The organism is Gorillibacterium timonense (assembly GCF_001457415.1).
Taxonomy (GTDB): Bacteria; Bacillota; Bacilli; order Paenibacillales; family NBRC-103111; genus Gorillibacterium; species Gorillibacterium timonense.
Map to the genome: position 1 here is coordinate 627,359 of NZ_LN881723.1, position 16,764 is coordinate 644,122.

Below are 16,764 nucleotides of genomic sequence, written 5' to 3' on the forward strand. Positions count from 1 at the left end.
GGCCATCTTCCTTAGCTTATGAGAAAAGCCGGACAGGTTATGACCCATCCGGCGCAATTGGATATTCTTGCAGGGTGTAAGGACGATCAATGCTTTGGCGGCGAATCGCCCCAATAGCGGCGGGTAGCGCAATGCTCGTGAAGCAGCTTGTAAGTCGAGAGCTCAACAAGCTCGATGCTGCTAGCCGAATCAGGCGAATGAATCATCTTCCCCTCTCCCGCATACATGCCCACGTGATGGACAGCGCCTGTGCCGTTCTCGTAAGCGAAGAAAAGCAGGTCGCCCGGCTGCTCCCATCCTTTCTCCACAACCGCTCCTCTGCGGGCTTGATCCGATGCGTCTCGGGGAATAATGATCCCTTGGGAGCGATGCATGTTGTAGGCGAAGCCGGAGCAATCATAGCCGTAGGAGGACATCCCTCCCCATAGATAAGGCAGCCCGAGGAATCGTTTTCCCGCTTTGACCATTTTCTCCCCGCCGGAGAGTAACGTTTCGTTCTCCGCTGCTAAAGCGGCCATTCCGGAACTCGGGAGCTGTGGCCTCCCTCCGCCGGATTCGGCAGCGATCCGGTTCGGTAGAACACGCACCTCGCTCGCAGGAAGATACCGCAGCCCCTGCGGAGTGACGACTTGAATCCAGCCGCTGTCCGGAGTGAGTCCATAGCAGGGAAGCTCAGTCAGGAACGCCAGCGTAAGCTCCGGAGACCCCTCAGGATCAGCGTACAAGCCCGTTTTGTCCGCCAGGACCACCGCCTTCCATTCGGCGGATCCGCTTGCTCCCCGCTCAAGCTGAACCGCAGGAACCCAGCCGGGATAGCCTCGGCCGTCCTTCCCCGTCGGCTGATCGGGAATGGCGATCTTCACCCATTCGCCTAGCTCTTCAAGAACCAACACCGCCGTTCCATACAACGCTTGGGTTTGAATCCGATTCCCGCTATACAGGTCGAGCTTGTCGTCGAGCGACAAAGAACCGAGCCAAGCGCTCATCTCTACGGGCTTGCTCAAGATCGGCGCGTCCAGAGAGCGCGGAGAGGCGGGCGAGGTCCACACGGTCGCGACGGAAACGGCGACGGTGCGAATGTCCGCCCAGAGCGATCCTTCTGGACGGCCGAATACCGCAGTGGTAACGGCTTCCTGTGGGAGCTGCGCGCTCATGAGCCCGCACCCACCTTTTCTCCGGAAGCAACGCTGAAGATGCCGAGGCCGGGCGCTCGCGGAAACGTCATCACCCTCCCGTTGTACTCCACACCACCTTCCACCGTGTCGTTTAGCAGCATGAGCGGGGCGTCGAAATCGAAGCGGGTGATGTTTTTCTTGGCTGCGGCAAGATGAGCCGCCGCTGTTACGGCGATCCGCGATTCGATCATGCTGCCCACCATGCATTCCACGCCGCATTCCTCCGCCAGATGATTGATGATCTGGGCTTTGTAGATGCCGCCGGACTTCATCAGCTTGATGTTGATCAGATCGGCCGCGCGGCGTTTCAACACGTCAAAGGCTTGAGCAGGCGTAAAGACGCTTTCGTCCGCCATCACCGGCGTTTCCACCGCATCGGTCACCGCCTTCAGCCCGTCGATATCGAGCGCCTTCACCGGCTGCTCTACGAGCTCAATGTCGAGACCCATGTCCTCCATCCGGCGGATCGAGCGGATCGCATCCTTGACCTGCCAGCCCTGATTGGCATCCAAGCGAATCTTGATATCGTTTCCGACGGTCTGCCTGATCTCACGGATGCGTTCCAGATCCTCCTGGATGCCATCCTTGCCGACCTTGATCTTGAGCACGTTGAATCCGGCCGCCACGTAGCGGGAGGCGTCTTCTCCCATCTCCCGAGGGGAATTGACGCTCACCGTAAAGTCGGTCTCGAGCTGATCCTTATAACCGCCGAGCAGTTGGTACAGAGGCAGCCCGCATTGCTGACCGATCAGGTCGTATACCGCCATGTCGATGGCGGCTTTGGCGGAGGGGCTGCCTACCATGGAGCTGTGCAGCGTATGAAAGATCTGCTCGTAGGCATGCAGGTCCTTGCCGATGAGGGGGGGCGCCAGCGTGTGAACGATGGCCGATTCGATGCTGTCCAGGCTGTCGCCTGTAATCACGACCGTTGCAGGCGCTTCCCCCCATCCGATCCGGCCGTCCTCCGACTCCACCCGGACCACAATGGACTCGGCATGGGTGACGGTGCGCAGCGCGGTTTTGAACGGTTTCACCAGCGGAACCGACTGCCGGGATACCTTGATGCTCTGAATCTTCATCTGTCTGTCAGCCTCCTTCTGTCTGAACGGCGGGCTCCTTGCATTCCAATACCCGCTCCGAGGTGCGAAGCACCGCTTCGACCCCGAATGGAATCGCGATATTCGGAGAACAATGCCCGATGCGGAAGCCGCTAAGACACGGTTTCCCTGCCGGAATCAAATAATCGTTCAACACTTCCTGGAGAGTGAGCGATTCCAGCCGCTTCTTCGGCTCGCAATCATGGAAATCCCCGACAACAATGCCGGCGGCATCCGCAAGCTTCCCTGCGAGCCGGAGCTGATTCAGCATCCGGTCGACGCTGTAAGGTTCTTCATCGATATCCTCGATGAAGAGGAGCTTGCCCGCCGTGTCGATCTCATAAGGAGTTCCCAGCCCGCTTGCAAGGAGCGAGAGATTGCCACCGACGATTTCCCCCTCCGCTTCTCCTTCCACTAGAACCTCAAGGGGCGAGATCTCTTCCGTATAGCGAAAGACAAGCGGCTGGAGCAGGCTTTGAAAGGATTGCAGGGTGAGCGGATGCACCTCGGGCTGGGAGAGATCGATCAGCATCGGGCCATGGAAGGTGACGAGCCCCGACTTTTGACCAATCGCCGCATGCAGGTACGTGATGTCGCTGTATCCCCAAAAGATCTTCGGGTTGGCGCGGATGAGCTCATAATCGAGCCGGTCCGCGATTCTTCCGGTACCATACCCACCCCGTGAACAGACGATGGCCTTGATGTCAGGATCGGCAAACATGCCGTTCAATTCCTCCGCTCTCTGCCGATCATCTCCAGCCAGATAGCCCCGTTTGAGTTGAAGCGTCTCACCAAAGCGCACCTTTAGCCCAAGGTTTTCCAAGCAGCAAGCAGCGCGAACCGCCGCTTCCCGGTCACCGGGACTAGCTGGCGCCGTGATCCCCACCGTATCTCCGGGGGTTAGAGCCTGCGGTTTTATGCGTGAACTCCTATCCGCCATTCCTTCAAGCCTCCTGCCTGCGCGGACCGTCCGGATGTGCTGCTTGCAGCTGCGGTCCGCGCTTCTCTCACCGTGGATATCGTTCCATTCCTATTTCAAAACCGCCCACTTGAAATCCATATAACCGAATGCATGGCGAACGATGTCCGTCACCTTGTCGCTTTGCAGATAAGCGCTGCTGTAATAATAGAGCGGAAGCACAGGTGCTTCTTCCATCAGAAGCTTCTCGGCGTCATGCATCATCGCGAAGCGCTTTGTTTCATCCGGCTCCTTGTAGGCATCCTTGATCAGCTTGTCATATTCCGCATTCGACCAACCGGTGCGGTTCATCGGATTGCCGGTCTGGAACGCGTCGAGGTAGTTGATCGGGTCCTGGAAGTCCGCCAGGAACGAGGAGCGCGAGAACTGAAGCTTCAGCTCCTTCTGTTCGGCAGTGAGCACCTTGCCTTCCTTGTTCTCCAGCTTGATGTCGACGCCCAGGTTATCCTTGAACATCGCCTGCAGCGCTTCGGCAATCCGTTTCGACAGGTCGTTCGTGTTGTACGTCATGGTCACCGTCGGCAAGGTCGTGTAACCCGCTTCCGACATTCCCTTAGCCAGAAGCTCCTTCGCTTTCGCTGCGTCGAAGTCGATCAGCTTGCCGCCTACTTCGCGGAAATCTTTGCCGGACGGGTCTTTCATTCCATAGGAGACATAGCCTTGCGCCGGCTTTTCCTTGCGCTTCGTGACGAGGTCCACCAATTGTTGGCGGTCGACGGCAGCGACGAATGCCCGGCGGATGTTCACATTGTCAAAAGGAGCTTGCGTCACATTGAACCGGTAAAAAGCGGTGCCGGCTCCGTCTGAAACCTGAACCTTCCCGTCCTTGAACAACTGATCCGCCATGTCGGACGGAACGGCAGAAGTATGCAGACCGCCGGAGACAAACGTCTGGTATTCCGTATTGGAGTCGTTGATCATCAAGAAGGTGACGCCATCCAGCTTCACGCTGTCCTTATCCCAATAGGTATCGTTTTTGACGAGCTTGATTTCCGAGTCATGCTTCCACTCGGTAAGCTTGAACGGCCCGTTGCTGACGAGGGTAGCCGCTTCACCAGCCCACTTGTCATTGCCTTCCACGACCTTCTGATTCACCGGGAAGAAAGCCGGGTTGGAGACCATGCTGAGCACCCAGGAGGCAGGCTCGTTCAGCGTGATTTCCAGAGTCTTATCGTCCGTCGCCTTGATCTTCACGTCATCCGCAGATCCCTTGCCGGAGTTATACGCTTCCGCTCCTTGAATAATGTATGCGAGAGGCGCCGCTTGGGATGCCGTCTCCGGGGCGAGCAGCCGCTTCCAGGCAAACTCGAAGTCGGAGGCTTTAAGGTCATCTCCGTTCGACCATTTCAAGCCATCCCGCAGAGTGAACGTGTAGGTTCTGCCATCATCGGAGATCTTCCATTCCTTGGCCATCGCCGCTTCGGGGAGCTGCTCCTTGCCGAGCCGCGTCAAGCCTTCCATGAAGTTGTTCAGGATGTCATAGGATACCTGGTCAAAGCCCACAGGCGGATCGAGCGAGGTCGGTTCTCGCAGGTTGTTGTACAGCAGAATCTTGCTACCTCCGCTAGCCGAGTCCTTGTCTTTCGAACAAGCGGCGAGAGCGGAACTTAGGACGAGTACGAATACGAGCAGCAGGATGGAACGTTTCTTCATGGACATGGACACATCTCCTTCATAAGCGGGTTTATGGAAACATTAGCGTATAACCGTCTTAACGCTCGGCTGAGCAGCGCGCAACGAACGCGGGTCCTGAAGCCAGCAGGCAACCTGATGGCCATCCGCTACCGGTGTCATCTGCGGCGGATAGGCGGAGCAAACTTCCATGGCCCGTTCGCAGCGGGCGGCAAAGGGACAGCCGGCCGGAGGAGCGAACAAATCCGGCGGAGAACCGGGAATCGGCTCAAGCGGCTCATCTTTGTTCTGGTCGAGACGCGGCATGGAGGCGAGCAGCCCCAAGGTATACGGATGCTGCGGGCGGTAAAAGATCTCGTCCACCGTTCCCGACTCCACAATTTGTCCGGCATACATGATGTTGACGCGGTCGGCGATTTTGGCTACCACCCCGAGGTCGTGGGTGATGAGGACGATCGCGACGCCAAGCTCTCGCTGCAGCTCCTGAAACAGCTCAATGATCTGAGCTTGGATCGTCACATCCAGCGCGGTGGTCGGCTCATCGGCGATGAGAATATCCGGTCCGCAAACCGCGGCCATCGCGATCATGATGCGCTGCCGCATCCCGCCGCTGAACTCGTGCAGATGCTGCTTCAAGCGAAGCTCCGGCTGCGGGATGCCGACCCGTACGAGCATCTTGATGGCGATCGCACGAGCTTCTCTCTTCGACAAGTGCTTGTGGTAGAGCAGCCCCTCCATGAGCTGCTCGCCGATCGTCATCGTTGGGTTGAGGGCGCTCAAGGCATCCTGAAAGATCATCCCGATCTCCGCTCCGCGAATCCGGCGCAGTTCCTTCGCGTCCAGGGTGAGGATCTCTCTCCCCTTAAAGCGAATGCTTCCCGTTGTCTGGCGAGTAGTTCGCTTTGGCAGCAGCCGCATGAGGCTGCGGGCGGTGACACTCTTGCCGCTGCCGGATTCTCCAACGATGGCGAGAGTTTCTCCCCGGTTCAAGATAAACGAGACGCCTTGCACCGCCTTGACTTCCCCCCGAAAAGCGGAGAACGATACACGGAGATTGCGCACCTCTAAGAGCGGATCGGGTTCCGCAGCCGTATCTCTCACGGCTTGCGCTTGAGCGCCGAAGCGACCCTGTCCCTCTTCGTCAATGTCGTTTCGGAGAGCCGACGGCGAATGGGTCAGGCTCACACGGTTCACCGCTTGGTCAGCAGCGTGCAAAGCTGCACTCGGAGCGGGACGCCAGAATCGTATCGTCATGGGCTTACCTCCTCTGTTTGGGGTTGAAGGCATCCTGCAAGCCGTCGCCGAGCAGGTTGAAGGCGAGAAGGGTGATGGAGATGAAGAAGGACGGATAGAACAGCCGCCACCAATGTCCAGATAGAATCGTCGGCAGTCCGTCGTTCGCCATCACACCCCAGCTGGCAAGAGGCGGTTGGATGCCGAGTCCAAGAAAGCTCAAGAAGGCTTCCGCGAAAATCGCGGAGGGAATCGAGAAGGTCACCTGGACGATGATAATGCTGATCGTGTTGGGCAGCAGATGCTTGAAGATGATATAGGATGCTCCGGCTCCGAGGGTGCGGGCGGCCAGCACATATTCCGCGTTCTTCAGCTTGAGCACCTGGCCGCGGACGATCCGGGCCATGCCGATCCATCCGGTGATCGTCAACGCGATCAAGATGGTGCCGAGTCCGGGGCCGAGCACCACCATCATCAGGATCACGACGAGCAGATACGGGATGCCGTACAGAATATCGACAAAGCGCATCATGAGATTGTCGATGCGGCCGCCTAAGTAGCCGGCGATTCCACCGTAGAGCATACCGATCACCAGATCGATGATCGCGGCGGCGATCCCGACGAATAGGGAGATGCGGGCTCCGTAGAGTATGCGAGCGAACACATCGCGTCCCAGCTCATCCGTGCCGAACCAGTGCGTCCCGTTCGGAGCATGATTCGCGAGGGTAAGCTGCTGCTTCGAATAGCTCTGATCCGTCAGAAGCGGACCGAAAGCCGCGAGCAGGGCGAGCAGAACGATGACGATGAGGCCGGTTAGAGCCAGCTTGTTGCGGGCGAGGCGGATCCAGGCCTCCTGCCAATAGCCGAGCTGCGGACGAACGAGCGACTCTGCAGCGGATGCCTCCTTGCGCAGCGGAACGAAGAGATGATCGGGTACGCTCATGCCTCTCCCTCCTTCCGATGCAGCTTGATGCGCGGATCAATGAGGCCGTAAGCGATATCGACCAGGAACATCATGAAGATGAGAAGAGCGCTGTAGAACACCGTAGTGCCCATGATGACGGAGTAATCCCGGTTGTTGATGCTGTCCACGAAATATTTGCCCATCCCGGGGATGGCAAAGATCTTCTCGATGACAAAACTTCCGGTCAGCACATTTGCAACGAGCGTCCCGAGCAGAGTGATGACGGGAAGGACTGCATTTCGCAGCGCATGCTTCAGTATGACACGCCAGGGGGGAATGCCCTTGGATTCCGCCGTTTCGATGTAATCCTCCGTGAGCACCTCGATCATATTGGCCCGCGTGAGACGAGCGATGATGGCGATCGGCCCCGCCGACAAAGCGGCAACGGGCAGCACCATATGCTTCCAAGTGCCCCAAGTGGCTACCGGGAGCAGCTTCCACTCTACGGCAAAATACTTGATCAGGAGCGTCGCGAACACGAAATTTGGAACCGCGATGCCGATGACGGCCAGGATCATGGCTGCGTAATCAATAATACTGTTCTGCTTCAAGGCCGCTACGGTTCCGATGGCAACGCCGGATAGGACAGCGAATAAGATCGCGACGATCCCAAGCTTCAGCGAAACAGGAAACCCGCGCTCGATCATACTCGCAACGGAATCGGGGTAGTGAGAAATGGAAGGGCCGAAATCGAGGGTCAAGATCGATTTCAAGTAAGACAAATATTGCAGAGGAAGCGGCTGGTCCAGATTGTAACGGGCCATCATGTTCTCCAGTACGTTCGGGTTCATGTTCTTGCCCTCTTTGTCAAAGGGAGAGCCCGGAACCGCATGCATCAGGAAGAAGGTCGCCGTCACGATCAGCCAAAGAGTAACGAGCATGGACAGAAAACGTTGCAGGATGTATCGAGCCATCTGAAGCCTCCTTAGGCAAACACGCACGAATTGAAATCACGCTCTAGCACGCTGTCAGCCCTAATCGTCTGGATAGGAATCGGCGTCAATTGGTATGGAAAGTAGTGCGGAGACCACGGTTTTAAACTGACAGCGTACTAGCAAAAAGCCGTACGCATCGCAAGCTCGGTCATGACGAGCATCGCCTGATAGGCTTCGAGGATGGTCTTGGCCTGGTAGCTGACAAAGGGCGCGTTCGGGTCGATGCTCGTACCCGGCATCAGATTCGCCCATTCCGCTTGACCGTAATTGGCGAATTCGATCGTTAAGAGCGGTTGGTCCGGCGGAACGAGCGGCTTCACTTTTCCGTGATTGGCAAGGGCTTCCCGGGTCTTCTCCCTCAGCAGCTGACCGCTCTTCTCCGGTGTCAGGCAGAGAGCGGAGGTTCGGGATATCCGCTTCTTCACCACGGCCGTTGCAACTCCAGGGATCAACTCCTCCGCTTCCACTGCCGTCTCGTCGTCGCCTGCCACGAGCAGAACGGGAACGCCGTAATAGCCGGCTACATAGGCATTAAAGCCAAGCTCACCGACTGACCGACCGTTGATGAGCATATCCCGCACCCCGAAGATCATGCTGTGGCTCATGACCCCGGGGCGAGCGGCTTTCGTGTGATAGCCGAGGAAGGCCGCTCCGGCGAAGCTGGCATCCAAGCCTTGGACCATCGAAAAGGGCTTGACATCGCCCGAGATCAGCTGAGTCTCGGGGTGAAGCTTCTCGATCAGGAGATTGTTCATCTTGGAGTGGCTGTCGTTGACCACGACCTCCGTGCAGCCTTCGTCAAAAGCCGTGTAGATCACGTGGTTGGCTTCATCGGTCATGAGCTGCTGGCCGCGTGCGTATTGGTACTGTCTGGAGTCCACATACGTGTTGTCCACAAGCCCCGTGATGCCTTCCATGTCGACGGATACGTACAATTTCATCGGCAATTCCTCCCTGTTCCGCTGATTCTCTTCCTTCTCTCCCCGTAAAAGAACAAAATCCAGCCCATGCCGCCAAACGTTTCGTTCAGCATCATCGGCTGGATTTTATCTACGTTGTATGTCGCCATACGAATAAATAAAGCAGCTTGCCCGCATCGGATGCGCCGGATGATCCGGAAGCTTAATCCCGAAGGCCAAGGGCATTCTTGTATTTTTTTTGGGCGTCCTTAAACGCAACAATGAGCGCTTTCTGTGAAGAACCGTGATACCTCCGGCGAATCTCCTCGGCGACTGGCTCAAGGTTCAGAATACTGTGCCCGGTAAAGATCGATTTCACAAAATCCGAAGTCAGCTCGATCGTGCTGGAACAACCCGCATCCACGATGGTGTGATCCTTGGAATCCACCACGAGTCCGATGAAAAAAGCGTTGTACTGCTGAGTGATCGGATTGTTCACGGACGCTTGGGCGTCCCCGATCACATACACGGTAGATTTATCGTACTCCACTGCAGTCTCTCCCCGTTAATATGTTAAATATTCTAACATCGAGCCTTTCGCTTTGTAAATCCATAATAACTTTATCGAGGTGAAAGGATTTTTTCATAGAGAAGGCGGGCAATCTCCTCCTCGGCGGCGTAATAAACGCCTCCTGTTTTTGCTTGAACGAGCCCGTTCATGGCGAAGCAGAACCCCCATCCCTCCTCCGGTTCATAATAGAAATCACTGAGCAGTCCGTAAGCGTCTCCCGCGTGGCCGTACAGCCGGATTCCCGGAAGTAGATCGTCCGTCAAGTGAAGCTGCAGCCCGCTGTTTCGAAAAAAGCCATCGTTGCGCCAGCCCGTCCATTCCGCCTGGCGCATCCGGCGAATGCTCTCCTCGCTCAGAATGCGCGCTCCTTCCCAGGCTCCCTCGAACAGAAACGCATCGAGGAACCGGATCAAGTCTCGCATGGTCGTTCGCAGCCCCCCTTGCGGGCTGAACAGGCCCGCATTTGTTCCCGGACGATATCCCTCTAGATCAGGTAAAGCCGGCCTGCCGTTCGAATAATCATCAAGAGCGGGTTGAAAGCGATTTTCTTTTACGGAATATTCATAGAGTACCGATATTTCCTGCAAATTGTCAAAGTGGTCCAACGAAAAAGAGGATTTCAGCATTCCGAGCGGATCGAATAGTTGCTCCAGGCAATAGAGATCAAACCGTTGAAATGTCAGCTTCTCTACCATTGTAGCCAGGATGATGGCTCCCACGTTGGAATAGGTAAAGCCATGTGGACTTCCTGGCTCGTGCTCGCCCCATAAGGCATCGGTGTAATACCTGCCAGCGGGTAGAAGCAGCTCCTCCAGCTTCAGCCTTGGAGGTGATTCCGAACGGGTGGCGACAACGAAATCCGCATAATGATCTTGAATCCCCGATGTGTGCGTCATCAGATGGAGCGCGGTGATCGGCTTGTCCGGATAGCGCGGATTCCGTACAGGATAACCGAGAATGTCCCCGATATCTTGCTCCAGGCGGCAGCATCCCCGTTCCACCTGCTGGAGGAAAGCCGCTGCCACTACGGTTTTGGAGACGGAAGCGATCCGAAACACCGTGTCCTCCGTAACCGGAAGGCCCTTCTCCAGATTCCTCCATCCCCATTCTCCGCTCCACACCACGCCGTTCCGATCGATCGCCGCTGCTGCAAGACCGACAACCTGATGCTTCTCCAGGATGGACCGAATGTCCTCCTCTAGCTCGTCCATTCGGCAGGTGCCCGACTTGTGCTTGTATTCAATCGCTTCCCCACCGGGCTGCTCTTCTCCGCATTCGCGCTCGGTTTGCTCTTCGTCTCTGTTCGAATGATCGATGCCGAATTGCGTTTGTCTGTTGGTTGCTTCCGATTCCACGAACCTTCACCCTTTCTAATCGTAACCGTTATCTTCTCTTGTCGTGGGGTGTGCCGCCACCAAGCGGAGTCAAACCCCAACGCTCCTGCATTGTATATGAGAATAAGACATTCGCTCACGGATGAAAAGGAGTGTTCAAGCGGTATGGACCTGCAGGGACTTGCCGGGACCTATGATGCCGTCTTTAGCATCGGCTACAATGGCCAGCCTTCCATTCAGCGGATCAAAAATCGGCTTTATGCGAATCCCGGTCCGCTCGATTGGATGCTTTCCGATTTGCCGGATGTCGGACGTCTCCTTGAAAACCGTTTTGAAGGGTTTATGGACCGAAATCGCCTTAGAATCATCGGCAAGGACCAAAACGAGCTCTTCCACCTTGTTCAAGACTCCCTCTATCGGGTCATATCCGCGCAGGATTTTTCCATTCATCATGATCCGGACGGACAGCTTCCCGACTATCCGGCATTCGCTCGTCGCCTGCACACCCGCGCTCAACATTTTCTGTATGAGCTGGAACGAAGCCGGATGAGCCTGTTCATCCGAACCGGCGCCACCTGGGAGCAAACCGTTCACTTCGTAAAGCTGCTCGATGAACGCTTGACCTATGATTATCGGCTTCTCGTGGTGAATTACGGAGGGTCAAACGGCATCACCGATTGCTTTTGGCCGCTGGAACGGGTATGTGGAATCCGGCTTCCCGTCGTAAGCGGATGGACCTCTCAGGATGCTCTTTGGAAAATTTTGCTCGCCGGTGTGAACATCGTAGGGGAAGAGAACAACAGGTAGTACACTGACAACCTTAATCGTGTGGATACGAAGCGGCGGCGTCAATCGATACAACGGCTAATGCCCCGTCTTCGCTCTCTTCACGCTTCGTAACCCGAAGGGCAGATAGAGCAGCGCGAACAAGAGCAGCGCAACCCCTTCCAGCGAAAGCAGGTACCAGGGGTAAGGGCCGAGTATGTCGAGTAGAGAGGCGGTATCCGGCTTGCGGGAAATGAACATGTAATTGCCGCCGGTCAAACGGTTGACGATCCACACCGGGACGAGCAGCACATTAAGCCAGCCAAATGCCGCGAACAAGGAGCCGAGCGTAGGCCTCAGCCCTTCCACCCATACCATGTAGAGGGCCGATAGAATGATGAGCAGATGACCGATGAAAAATTCGAGATAGCGATAATGGGGAAAGCCGTACCCCAGTACCGGAGTAAGGATCGCTTGAAGAGCTCCACCGATCCCGGCGAAATAAACGAAGGGGAACAGCCGGCGGTTGCCTGTAAGAAGCATGATGACGGCCACATACAGGGTCACGCTGCACAGCTCAAACGGAAGGGTGTCCTTCGCCTGGAAAATACCTTCGCTTACGTACCAGACATTCAAAGAAACCTCGCAGAGGATCAGCATGCTCGCCAGAAACCATCTCATGTAGCGGGGGCGACTGCCCTGCTGAAGCGGGCGTCGCAAAAGGTACAGCAAGCCGACAATCAGGACACAGCCTCCGAGCGCTGCGAAGTGTTGGGGCGTAAATGCAACAAAATCCGGGGAATCGAACACGTCGAAATACCGGTTTCCTATGAAAAACACCTCCGAATCATCTACAAACTTCTGGCTCTATTCTACCAGAAGTTTGTGGATGCGGGAGGTGATTTCCTTGAATGATTGCTTCGTGCCATCCGACAGAGTGTCTATGCCTCGCTTACAACGGAAGCCATTTCAGAACGCGCTGAATCTGCTGATCCCAATAGCCCCATTCATGCTCGCCCGGACCTTCTTCATACAGCAGATCCAAATTCAGGCGCGAAGCATGCTCGCGGAAATTCTGATTTTCCTCATAGAGGAAATCCTCCGTTCCGCAGCATTGGTACAAGAGCGGCTTTGGCCCCGTCGACGCGGCAACCTCGCTGGCAAGCGTCAGTAGATCGTTGCGGCTGCCCGAAAGCTTGTCGAGGTCTCCATAGATAAGCTTGAGCTCGTCGAGGTTCAAACGATTTGTCTTGACCGAGCTTGCCATATCGACAGCACCGGACAGACTGGCTGCCGCCGCATACCGTTCAGGATGCGATAGAGCCAGCTTGAAGGCGCCGTAGCCTCCCATCGAGAGCCCCGCTGCGAAGGTGTCCTCGCGAGCATCGGAGATTGGGAAGAAGGAACGGACGATCTGCGGCAGCTCATCGCTGATGAACGTCCAGTACTTCAAGCCCTTGTCCATATCTGTATAAAAGCTGCGATGAACGGCCGGCATGATGATAGCCAGTCCGAGCGAAGCGGCATAACGTTCCACAGAGGTACGACGAAGCCAGATGGTGTGGTCATCGGACAAGCCGTGCAGCAGGTACAGCACCGGATATTTTTCCTTCCCGCCGGATGAAGCCATTCCAATCTGGGTATAGGATTTCTGGGGAAGAATGACGTTCATCGAGGTGCTCAGCCCAAGGGCATCTGAGTAAAAATCGCATTGAATCAAAGCCATTGAAAATCCAACTCCTTCAAAATAAATGCGGATAACCTTAACTGCCGAACGGAACCGATGGGATTCCCTTAACTCCAGGTTTAATCCGGTAAAGCCCGCCTGCCGTCGGCTGTTCCAATAGCCGCTCTCTCTTTTACAAGATGAGCTCCTTCTCCTTCGCGGTCAGCTTGCGGGCCGGTATGTCCATCACGATCCGGCCTTCGGACAAGCCGATGATGCGGGTCGCATACCGTTCCGCGAGATCAAGCTGCTGCATGGCGCAGACCAGTAAAACCTTTTCCCGTTTGGCGACATTCCGGAAATCCTCCATCACCCGGTTGACCGACTGGGGGTCCAACCCTTTCACGGGATCATCTGCGGCAATCATCTTCGCCTCTTGAATGAGCGCGCGAGCAAGAGCTACGCGCTGCTTCTCTCCTCCGCTCAGCTTCTCCACCTTCTCGCTGCCTTTATCCAGCAGACCCACCTTCTCGAGAAAGTCATTCGAATAGACATGCTCGTCCATCGATGACTTGCGAATCACTTTGCGCCAGAGCGGCATATGACTCCACCGAGCTTCCAACACGCTCTCAATGGCGGTCTTCTTCGGAGTGAGGCCCGGGTCCTCCTTCAGAAACACCCATTTGCGCCGAATCTTCAGACGGCTGAGCGGGTTGCCCTCCAACACGTTGTTCCCATCGTAAATGTACTCGCCTTTGTCCCACGATTCCTGCAGGGTCAAGCAGCGAAGCAGCGTCGTCTTGCCGCTTCCGCTTGCTCCGACGATCGCGATGAATTCACCGGGATCCGCTTGAAAGCTAAGCCCCTTCAAGACCGGATGGTCGGGGTAGGCCTTCTCCAAATGACGTACGATCATGGTTAACCGATTCTCCTTTGCCTGCTTAATGCGAAGTCAAGTCACGGGCGATCAGGCGGCCGTGATGGCGTCCTGTTTCAATGAAAATATCATTCGCGCGGTTCCCGGCCGCAACCACTCCCGCGATATAGAGTCCCGGGACATTCGTTCTCATCGTCTCCGGATCATAGAGCGGCGCGCCCGTCTGTTCATTCACGGTCACCCCAGCCTGCACCAGAGGCTCGCGATTGGGCTTAAACCCGGTCAAGGCCAGTACAAAATCGTTATCGATCCAAATCTCTTGCCCGTCAACAGCGATTCGTACCGCATCCTCGCGGATTTCTTTCAGCTCACTCTCAAAAAGCATGCGGATGCGCTTCTTCTCCATCATGCTCTCGATAACCGGGCGGGTCCACGCTTTTATGTAAGGGGACAATTCGGCTCCTCGATACACGATCGTGACCTCCGCGCCAACCCTGACCAATTCCAGAGCGGCGTCCATGGCGGAATTGTTGCCTCCGACGATGACGATCTTAAGTCCTGCGTAGGGATGGGCTTCGGTATAATAGTGGCTAACTTTAGCCAGCTCTTCGCCGGGAATGTTAAGCTCGTTCGGGTGATCGAAATACCCTGTAGCGATCACCACATGCTGTGCTTCGCAGCAGCTCTCCCGGCCCAGGCGGTCAGTTAACGACAGCCTAAAGCCTTGATCCGTCCTGTGGATGGCAGTTACTTCTTCATAGGTGCGAATCCGCAGCTTCTTCCGTTCGGCTACCATCCGGTAGTAATTCAACCCTTCCAAGCGGGTAGGCTTCTCATTGGGCGTCACAAAAGGAATGCCTCCGATTTCGAGCAGCTCCGGAGTGCTGTGAAAGGTGAGGTAGGTTGGATAACGGTAGATGGAGTGCACAATGGAACCCTTTTCAATGACGAGCGGATCCAGGCCTGCCTCCTTCAGCTCTGCCGCAGCAGACAAGCCGCAGGGGCCGGCTCCGATGATGATGACTTGCTCCACGTCCTTCTTCTCCTTCCGGCAGCTTCTTCTACCAATTATACTTTACCTCGTTCAAAAACACACGCTAGCCCTCTCCGCATCCGTTCAGGAAGCGGCTCCATCTCGATATCGCTCTTCAGCTAATCGATCCCCCCAAGCCATCCACCGTGGGAATTCCAAAAAAACCGGAGGCCCCCCATCGAAGGGAGCGCTCCGGCCGTGTTCTTATCAGCTGCGAGTTAATCTTATAAAACTTTGGCGAGGAAATCCTTGGTCCGCGGATGCTGCGGGTTTCCGAAAACCTCTTCGGGCGTCCCCTGCTCCACGATGACTCCTCCGTCCATGAAGATGATGCGGTCGCCCACTTCACGGGCAAAGCCCATCTCGTGGGTGACGACGACCATCGTCATCCCACCGGCCGCAAGCTTCTTCATGACGTCCAGCACCTCGCCGACCATCTCGGGATCGAGCGCCGAGGTCGGCTCGTCAAACAGCATGACGTCCGGAGACATGGCGAGCGCCCGTGCGATGGCGATCCGCTGCTTTTGACCGCCGGACAGCTGATTCGGATAGCTGCTTGCCTTCTCCTCCAGTCCGACTATGCGAAGCAGACGCTTGGCGTTATCCTCTGCATCCACCTTGCTCTGGCCAAGGACCTTGAGAGGCGCGATTGTAATATTACCCAGAACCGACAGGTGCGGGAACAGATTGAACTGTTGAAACACCATGCCCATCTTTTGCCGAAGCTTGTTGATATCCTGCTTCGGGTCTGTTATGCGGTTTCCTTCAAAGATCACGTCTCCGCTCGTCGGAACCTCAAGGAGATTCAAGCAGCGGAGAAACGTGCTCTTGCCGGAGCCGCTCGGACCGATGACGACGACAACCTCGCCCTTGTTCACCTGAAGGTCAATTCCGTTCAGGACGTTCAGCTTGCCGAAGGATTTCTGAAGTCCATTAACCTCAATCACTGGCTTTCAGCCTCCTTTCGGTTACACCGAGAACCTTCGACAAGGTGAAGGTGAGAATGAAATAGACCATCGCTGCGGCAATCAGCGTTTCAAACGACTTGAACGTCATGCCGCGCACCACATTGGCATTGTACATCAAGTCGGCGATGCCGATGACCATGACGATCGAGGACTCCTTGATCACCACGATAAACTCGTTGCCGAGCGCAGGCAGGATGTTTTTGACCGCTTGCGGAAGAATGATCCGCCGCGTGGCGAGGCCATTCGTCATTCCGAGCGACCGGGCGGCTTCCATCTGGCCCTTGTCGATGGATTGAATGCCAGCACGGAAGATCTCGGCGATATAAGCCGAGCTGTTGATCGACAGAGCGATGACCCCCGAGGTGAAGTCGGGAATGTTGATTTGAGTAAGCTGGGGAATGCCGTAGGTGATGATAAATACCTGAACCAGCAGAGGGGTTCCCCGGATGAACTCCACATAGGCCGTACCCAGCCAGCGTAAAGGCGCGATCTTCGACATCCGCATGAGGGCGACGAAGATCCCCAGGATCACTCCAAATAAAACCGTAAAGAAGGAGAGGGATACGGTGATCCCAGCTCCTCGGAGGAAATAATCGATATAATCAGGCAGGAAAGAAAAGTCCACTTGGCCTCACC

At 56.0% G+C, this 16,764-nt stretch carries 17 protein-coding genes; 1 reads left to right on the forward strand and 16 read right to left on the reverse strand.

The genetic code is table 11. The annotated features are described in order from the left end of the window. Positions 1-86: 86 nt before the first annotated feature. The 10 genes from BN2684_RS10535 to BN2684_RS10580 form a co-directional block, all read right to left on the reverse strand. On the reverse strand, positions 87-1,154 hold the full coding sequence (locus BN2684_RS10535) for a C40 family peptidase (RefSeq protein WP_082651876.1): 1,068 nt from the start codon (positions 1,152-1,154) through the stop codon (positions 87-89). Beyond that, the gene (locus tag BN2684_RS10540; RefSeq protein WP_058302123.1) at positions 1,151-2,254 is read right to left on the reverse strand and encodes a dipeptide epimerase; all 1,104 of its coding nucleotides are present in this window, start codon (positions 2,252-2,254) and stop codon (positions 1,151-1,153) included. Before BN2684_RS10540 ends, BN2684_RS10535 begins: the two co-directional genes overlap by 4 nt. A gap of 7 nt (positions 2,255-2,261) precedes the next feature. After that, positions 2,262-3,212, reverse strand: a complete 951-nt coding sequence (locus tag BN2684_RS10545) for a S66 peptidase family protein (protein WP_058302124.1) — start codon at positions 3,210-3,212, stop codon at positions 2,262-2,264. Between the two features lie 90 nt (positions 3,213-3,302). Further along, complete coding sequence (locus tag BN2684_RS10550) at positions 3,303-4,904, reverse strand: peptide ABC transporter substrate-binding protein (protein ID WP_058302535.1); 1,602 nt, start codon at positions 4,902-4,904, stop codon at positions 3,303-3,305. Between the two features lie 42 nt (positions 4,905-4,946). After that, positions 4,947-6,137, reverse strand: a complete 1,191-nt coding sequence (locus BN2684_RS10555; protein WP_082651877.1) for an ABC transporter ATP-binding protein — start codon at positions 6,135-6,137, stop codon at positions 4,947-4,949. Positions 6,138-6,141: 4 nt separating this feature from the next. After that, complete coding sequence (locus BN2684_RS10560; RefSeq protein WP_058302125.1) at positions 6,142-7,059, reverse strand: ABC transporter permease; 918 nt, start codon at positions 7,057-7,059, stop codon at positions 6,142-6,144. Further along, complete coding sequence (locus BN2684_RS10565) at positions 7,056-7,994, reverse strand: ABC transporter permease (RefSeq protein ID WP_058302126.1); 939 nt, start codon at positions 7,992-7,994, stop codon at positions 7,056-7,058. The genes BN2684_RS10560 and BN2684_RS10565 overlap by 4 nt, the downstream gene beginning before the upstream one ends. Positions 7,995-8,131: 137 nt before the next feature. Then, positions 8,132-8,956, reverse strand: coding sequence for a M55 family metallopeptidase (locus BN2684_RS10570; protein ID WP_058302127.1), 825 nt, complete (start codon positions 8,954-8,956; stop codon positions 8,132-8,134). A gap of 181 nt (positions 8,957-9,137) precedes the next feature. Beyond that, positions 9,138-9,464: a DUF3870 domain-containing protein gene (locus BN2684_RS10575; RefSeq protein ID WP_058302128.1), complete on the reverse strand. Its 327-nt coding sequence runs from the start codon at positions 9,462-9,464 to the stop codon at positions 9,138-9,140. Between the two features lie 71 nt (positions 9,465-9,535). Next, complete coding sequence (locus tag BN2684_RS10580) at positions 9,536-10,840, reverse strand: serine hydrolase domain-containing protein (RefSeq protein WP_058302129.1); 1,305 nt, start codon at positions 10,838-10,840, stop codon at positions 9,536-9,538. A 144-nt stretch (positions 10,841-10,984) separates the two neighbouring features. Here BN2684_RS10580 and BN2684_RS10585 point away from each other — a divergent pair, with 144 nt between their 5' ends. Beyond that, positions 10,985-11,626, forward strand: a complete 642-nt coding sequence (locus BN2684_RS10585; RefSeq protein WP_058302130.1) for a DUF1796 family putative cysteine peptidase — start codon at positions 10,985-10,987, stop codon at positions 11,624-11,626. 57 nt (positions 11,627-11,683) lie between these two features. Here BN2684_RS10585 and BN2684_RS10590 read toward each other — a convergent pair whose 3' ends face one another. The 6 genes from BN2684_RS10590 to BN2684_RS10615 form a co-directional block, all read right to left on the reverse strand. Then, complete coding sequence (locus BN2684_RS10590; protein WP_234340214.1) at positions 11,684-12,424, reverse strand: YwaF family protein; 741 nt, start codon at positions 12,422-12,424, stop codon at positions 11,684-11,686. Between the two features lie 112 nt (positions 12,425-12,536). Next, positions 12,537-13,310 carry an alpha/beta hydrolase gene (locus BN2684_RS10595; RefSeq protein ID WP_058302131.1) on the reverse strand — a complete coding sequence of 258 codons (774 nt, stop codon included), beginning with the start codon at positions 13,308-13,310 and terminating at the stop codon, positions 12,537-12,539. Positions 13,311-13,443: 133 nt separating this feature from the next. Then, a complete protein-coding gene (locus BN2684_RS10600) occupies positions 13,444-14,166 on the reverse strand; it encodes a phosphonate ABC transporter ATP-binding protein (protein WP_058302132.1) in 723 nt (240 codons plus the stop codon). A gap of 25 nt (positions 14,167-14,191) precedes the next feature. Further along, the gene (locus BN2684_RS10605; protein ID WP_058302133.1) at positions 14,192-15,160 is read right to left on the reverse strand and encodes a YpdA family putative bacillithiol disulfide reductase; all 969 of its coding nucleotides are present in this window, start codon (positions 15,158-15,160) and stop codon (positions 14,192-14,194) included. Between the two features lie 224 nt (positions 15,161-15,384). Then, on the reverse strand, positions 15,385-16,107 hold the full coding sequence (locus BN2684_RS10610; protein ID WP_058302134.1) for an amino acid ABC transporter ATP-binding protein: 723 nt from the start codon (positions 16,105-16,107) through the stop codon (positions 15,385-15,387). Next, positions 16,100-16,753 (reverse strand): amino acid ABC transporter permease, encoded by a 654-nt coding sequence (locus tag BN2684_RS10615; protein ID WP_058302135.1) that lies wholly within the window; start codon positions 16,751-16,753, stop codon positions 16,100-16,102. The genes BN2684_RS10610 and BN2684_RS10615 overlap by 8 nt, the downstream gene beginning before the upstream one ends. Positions 16,754-16,764 lie beyond the last annotated feature (11 nt).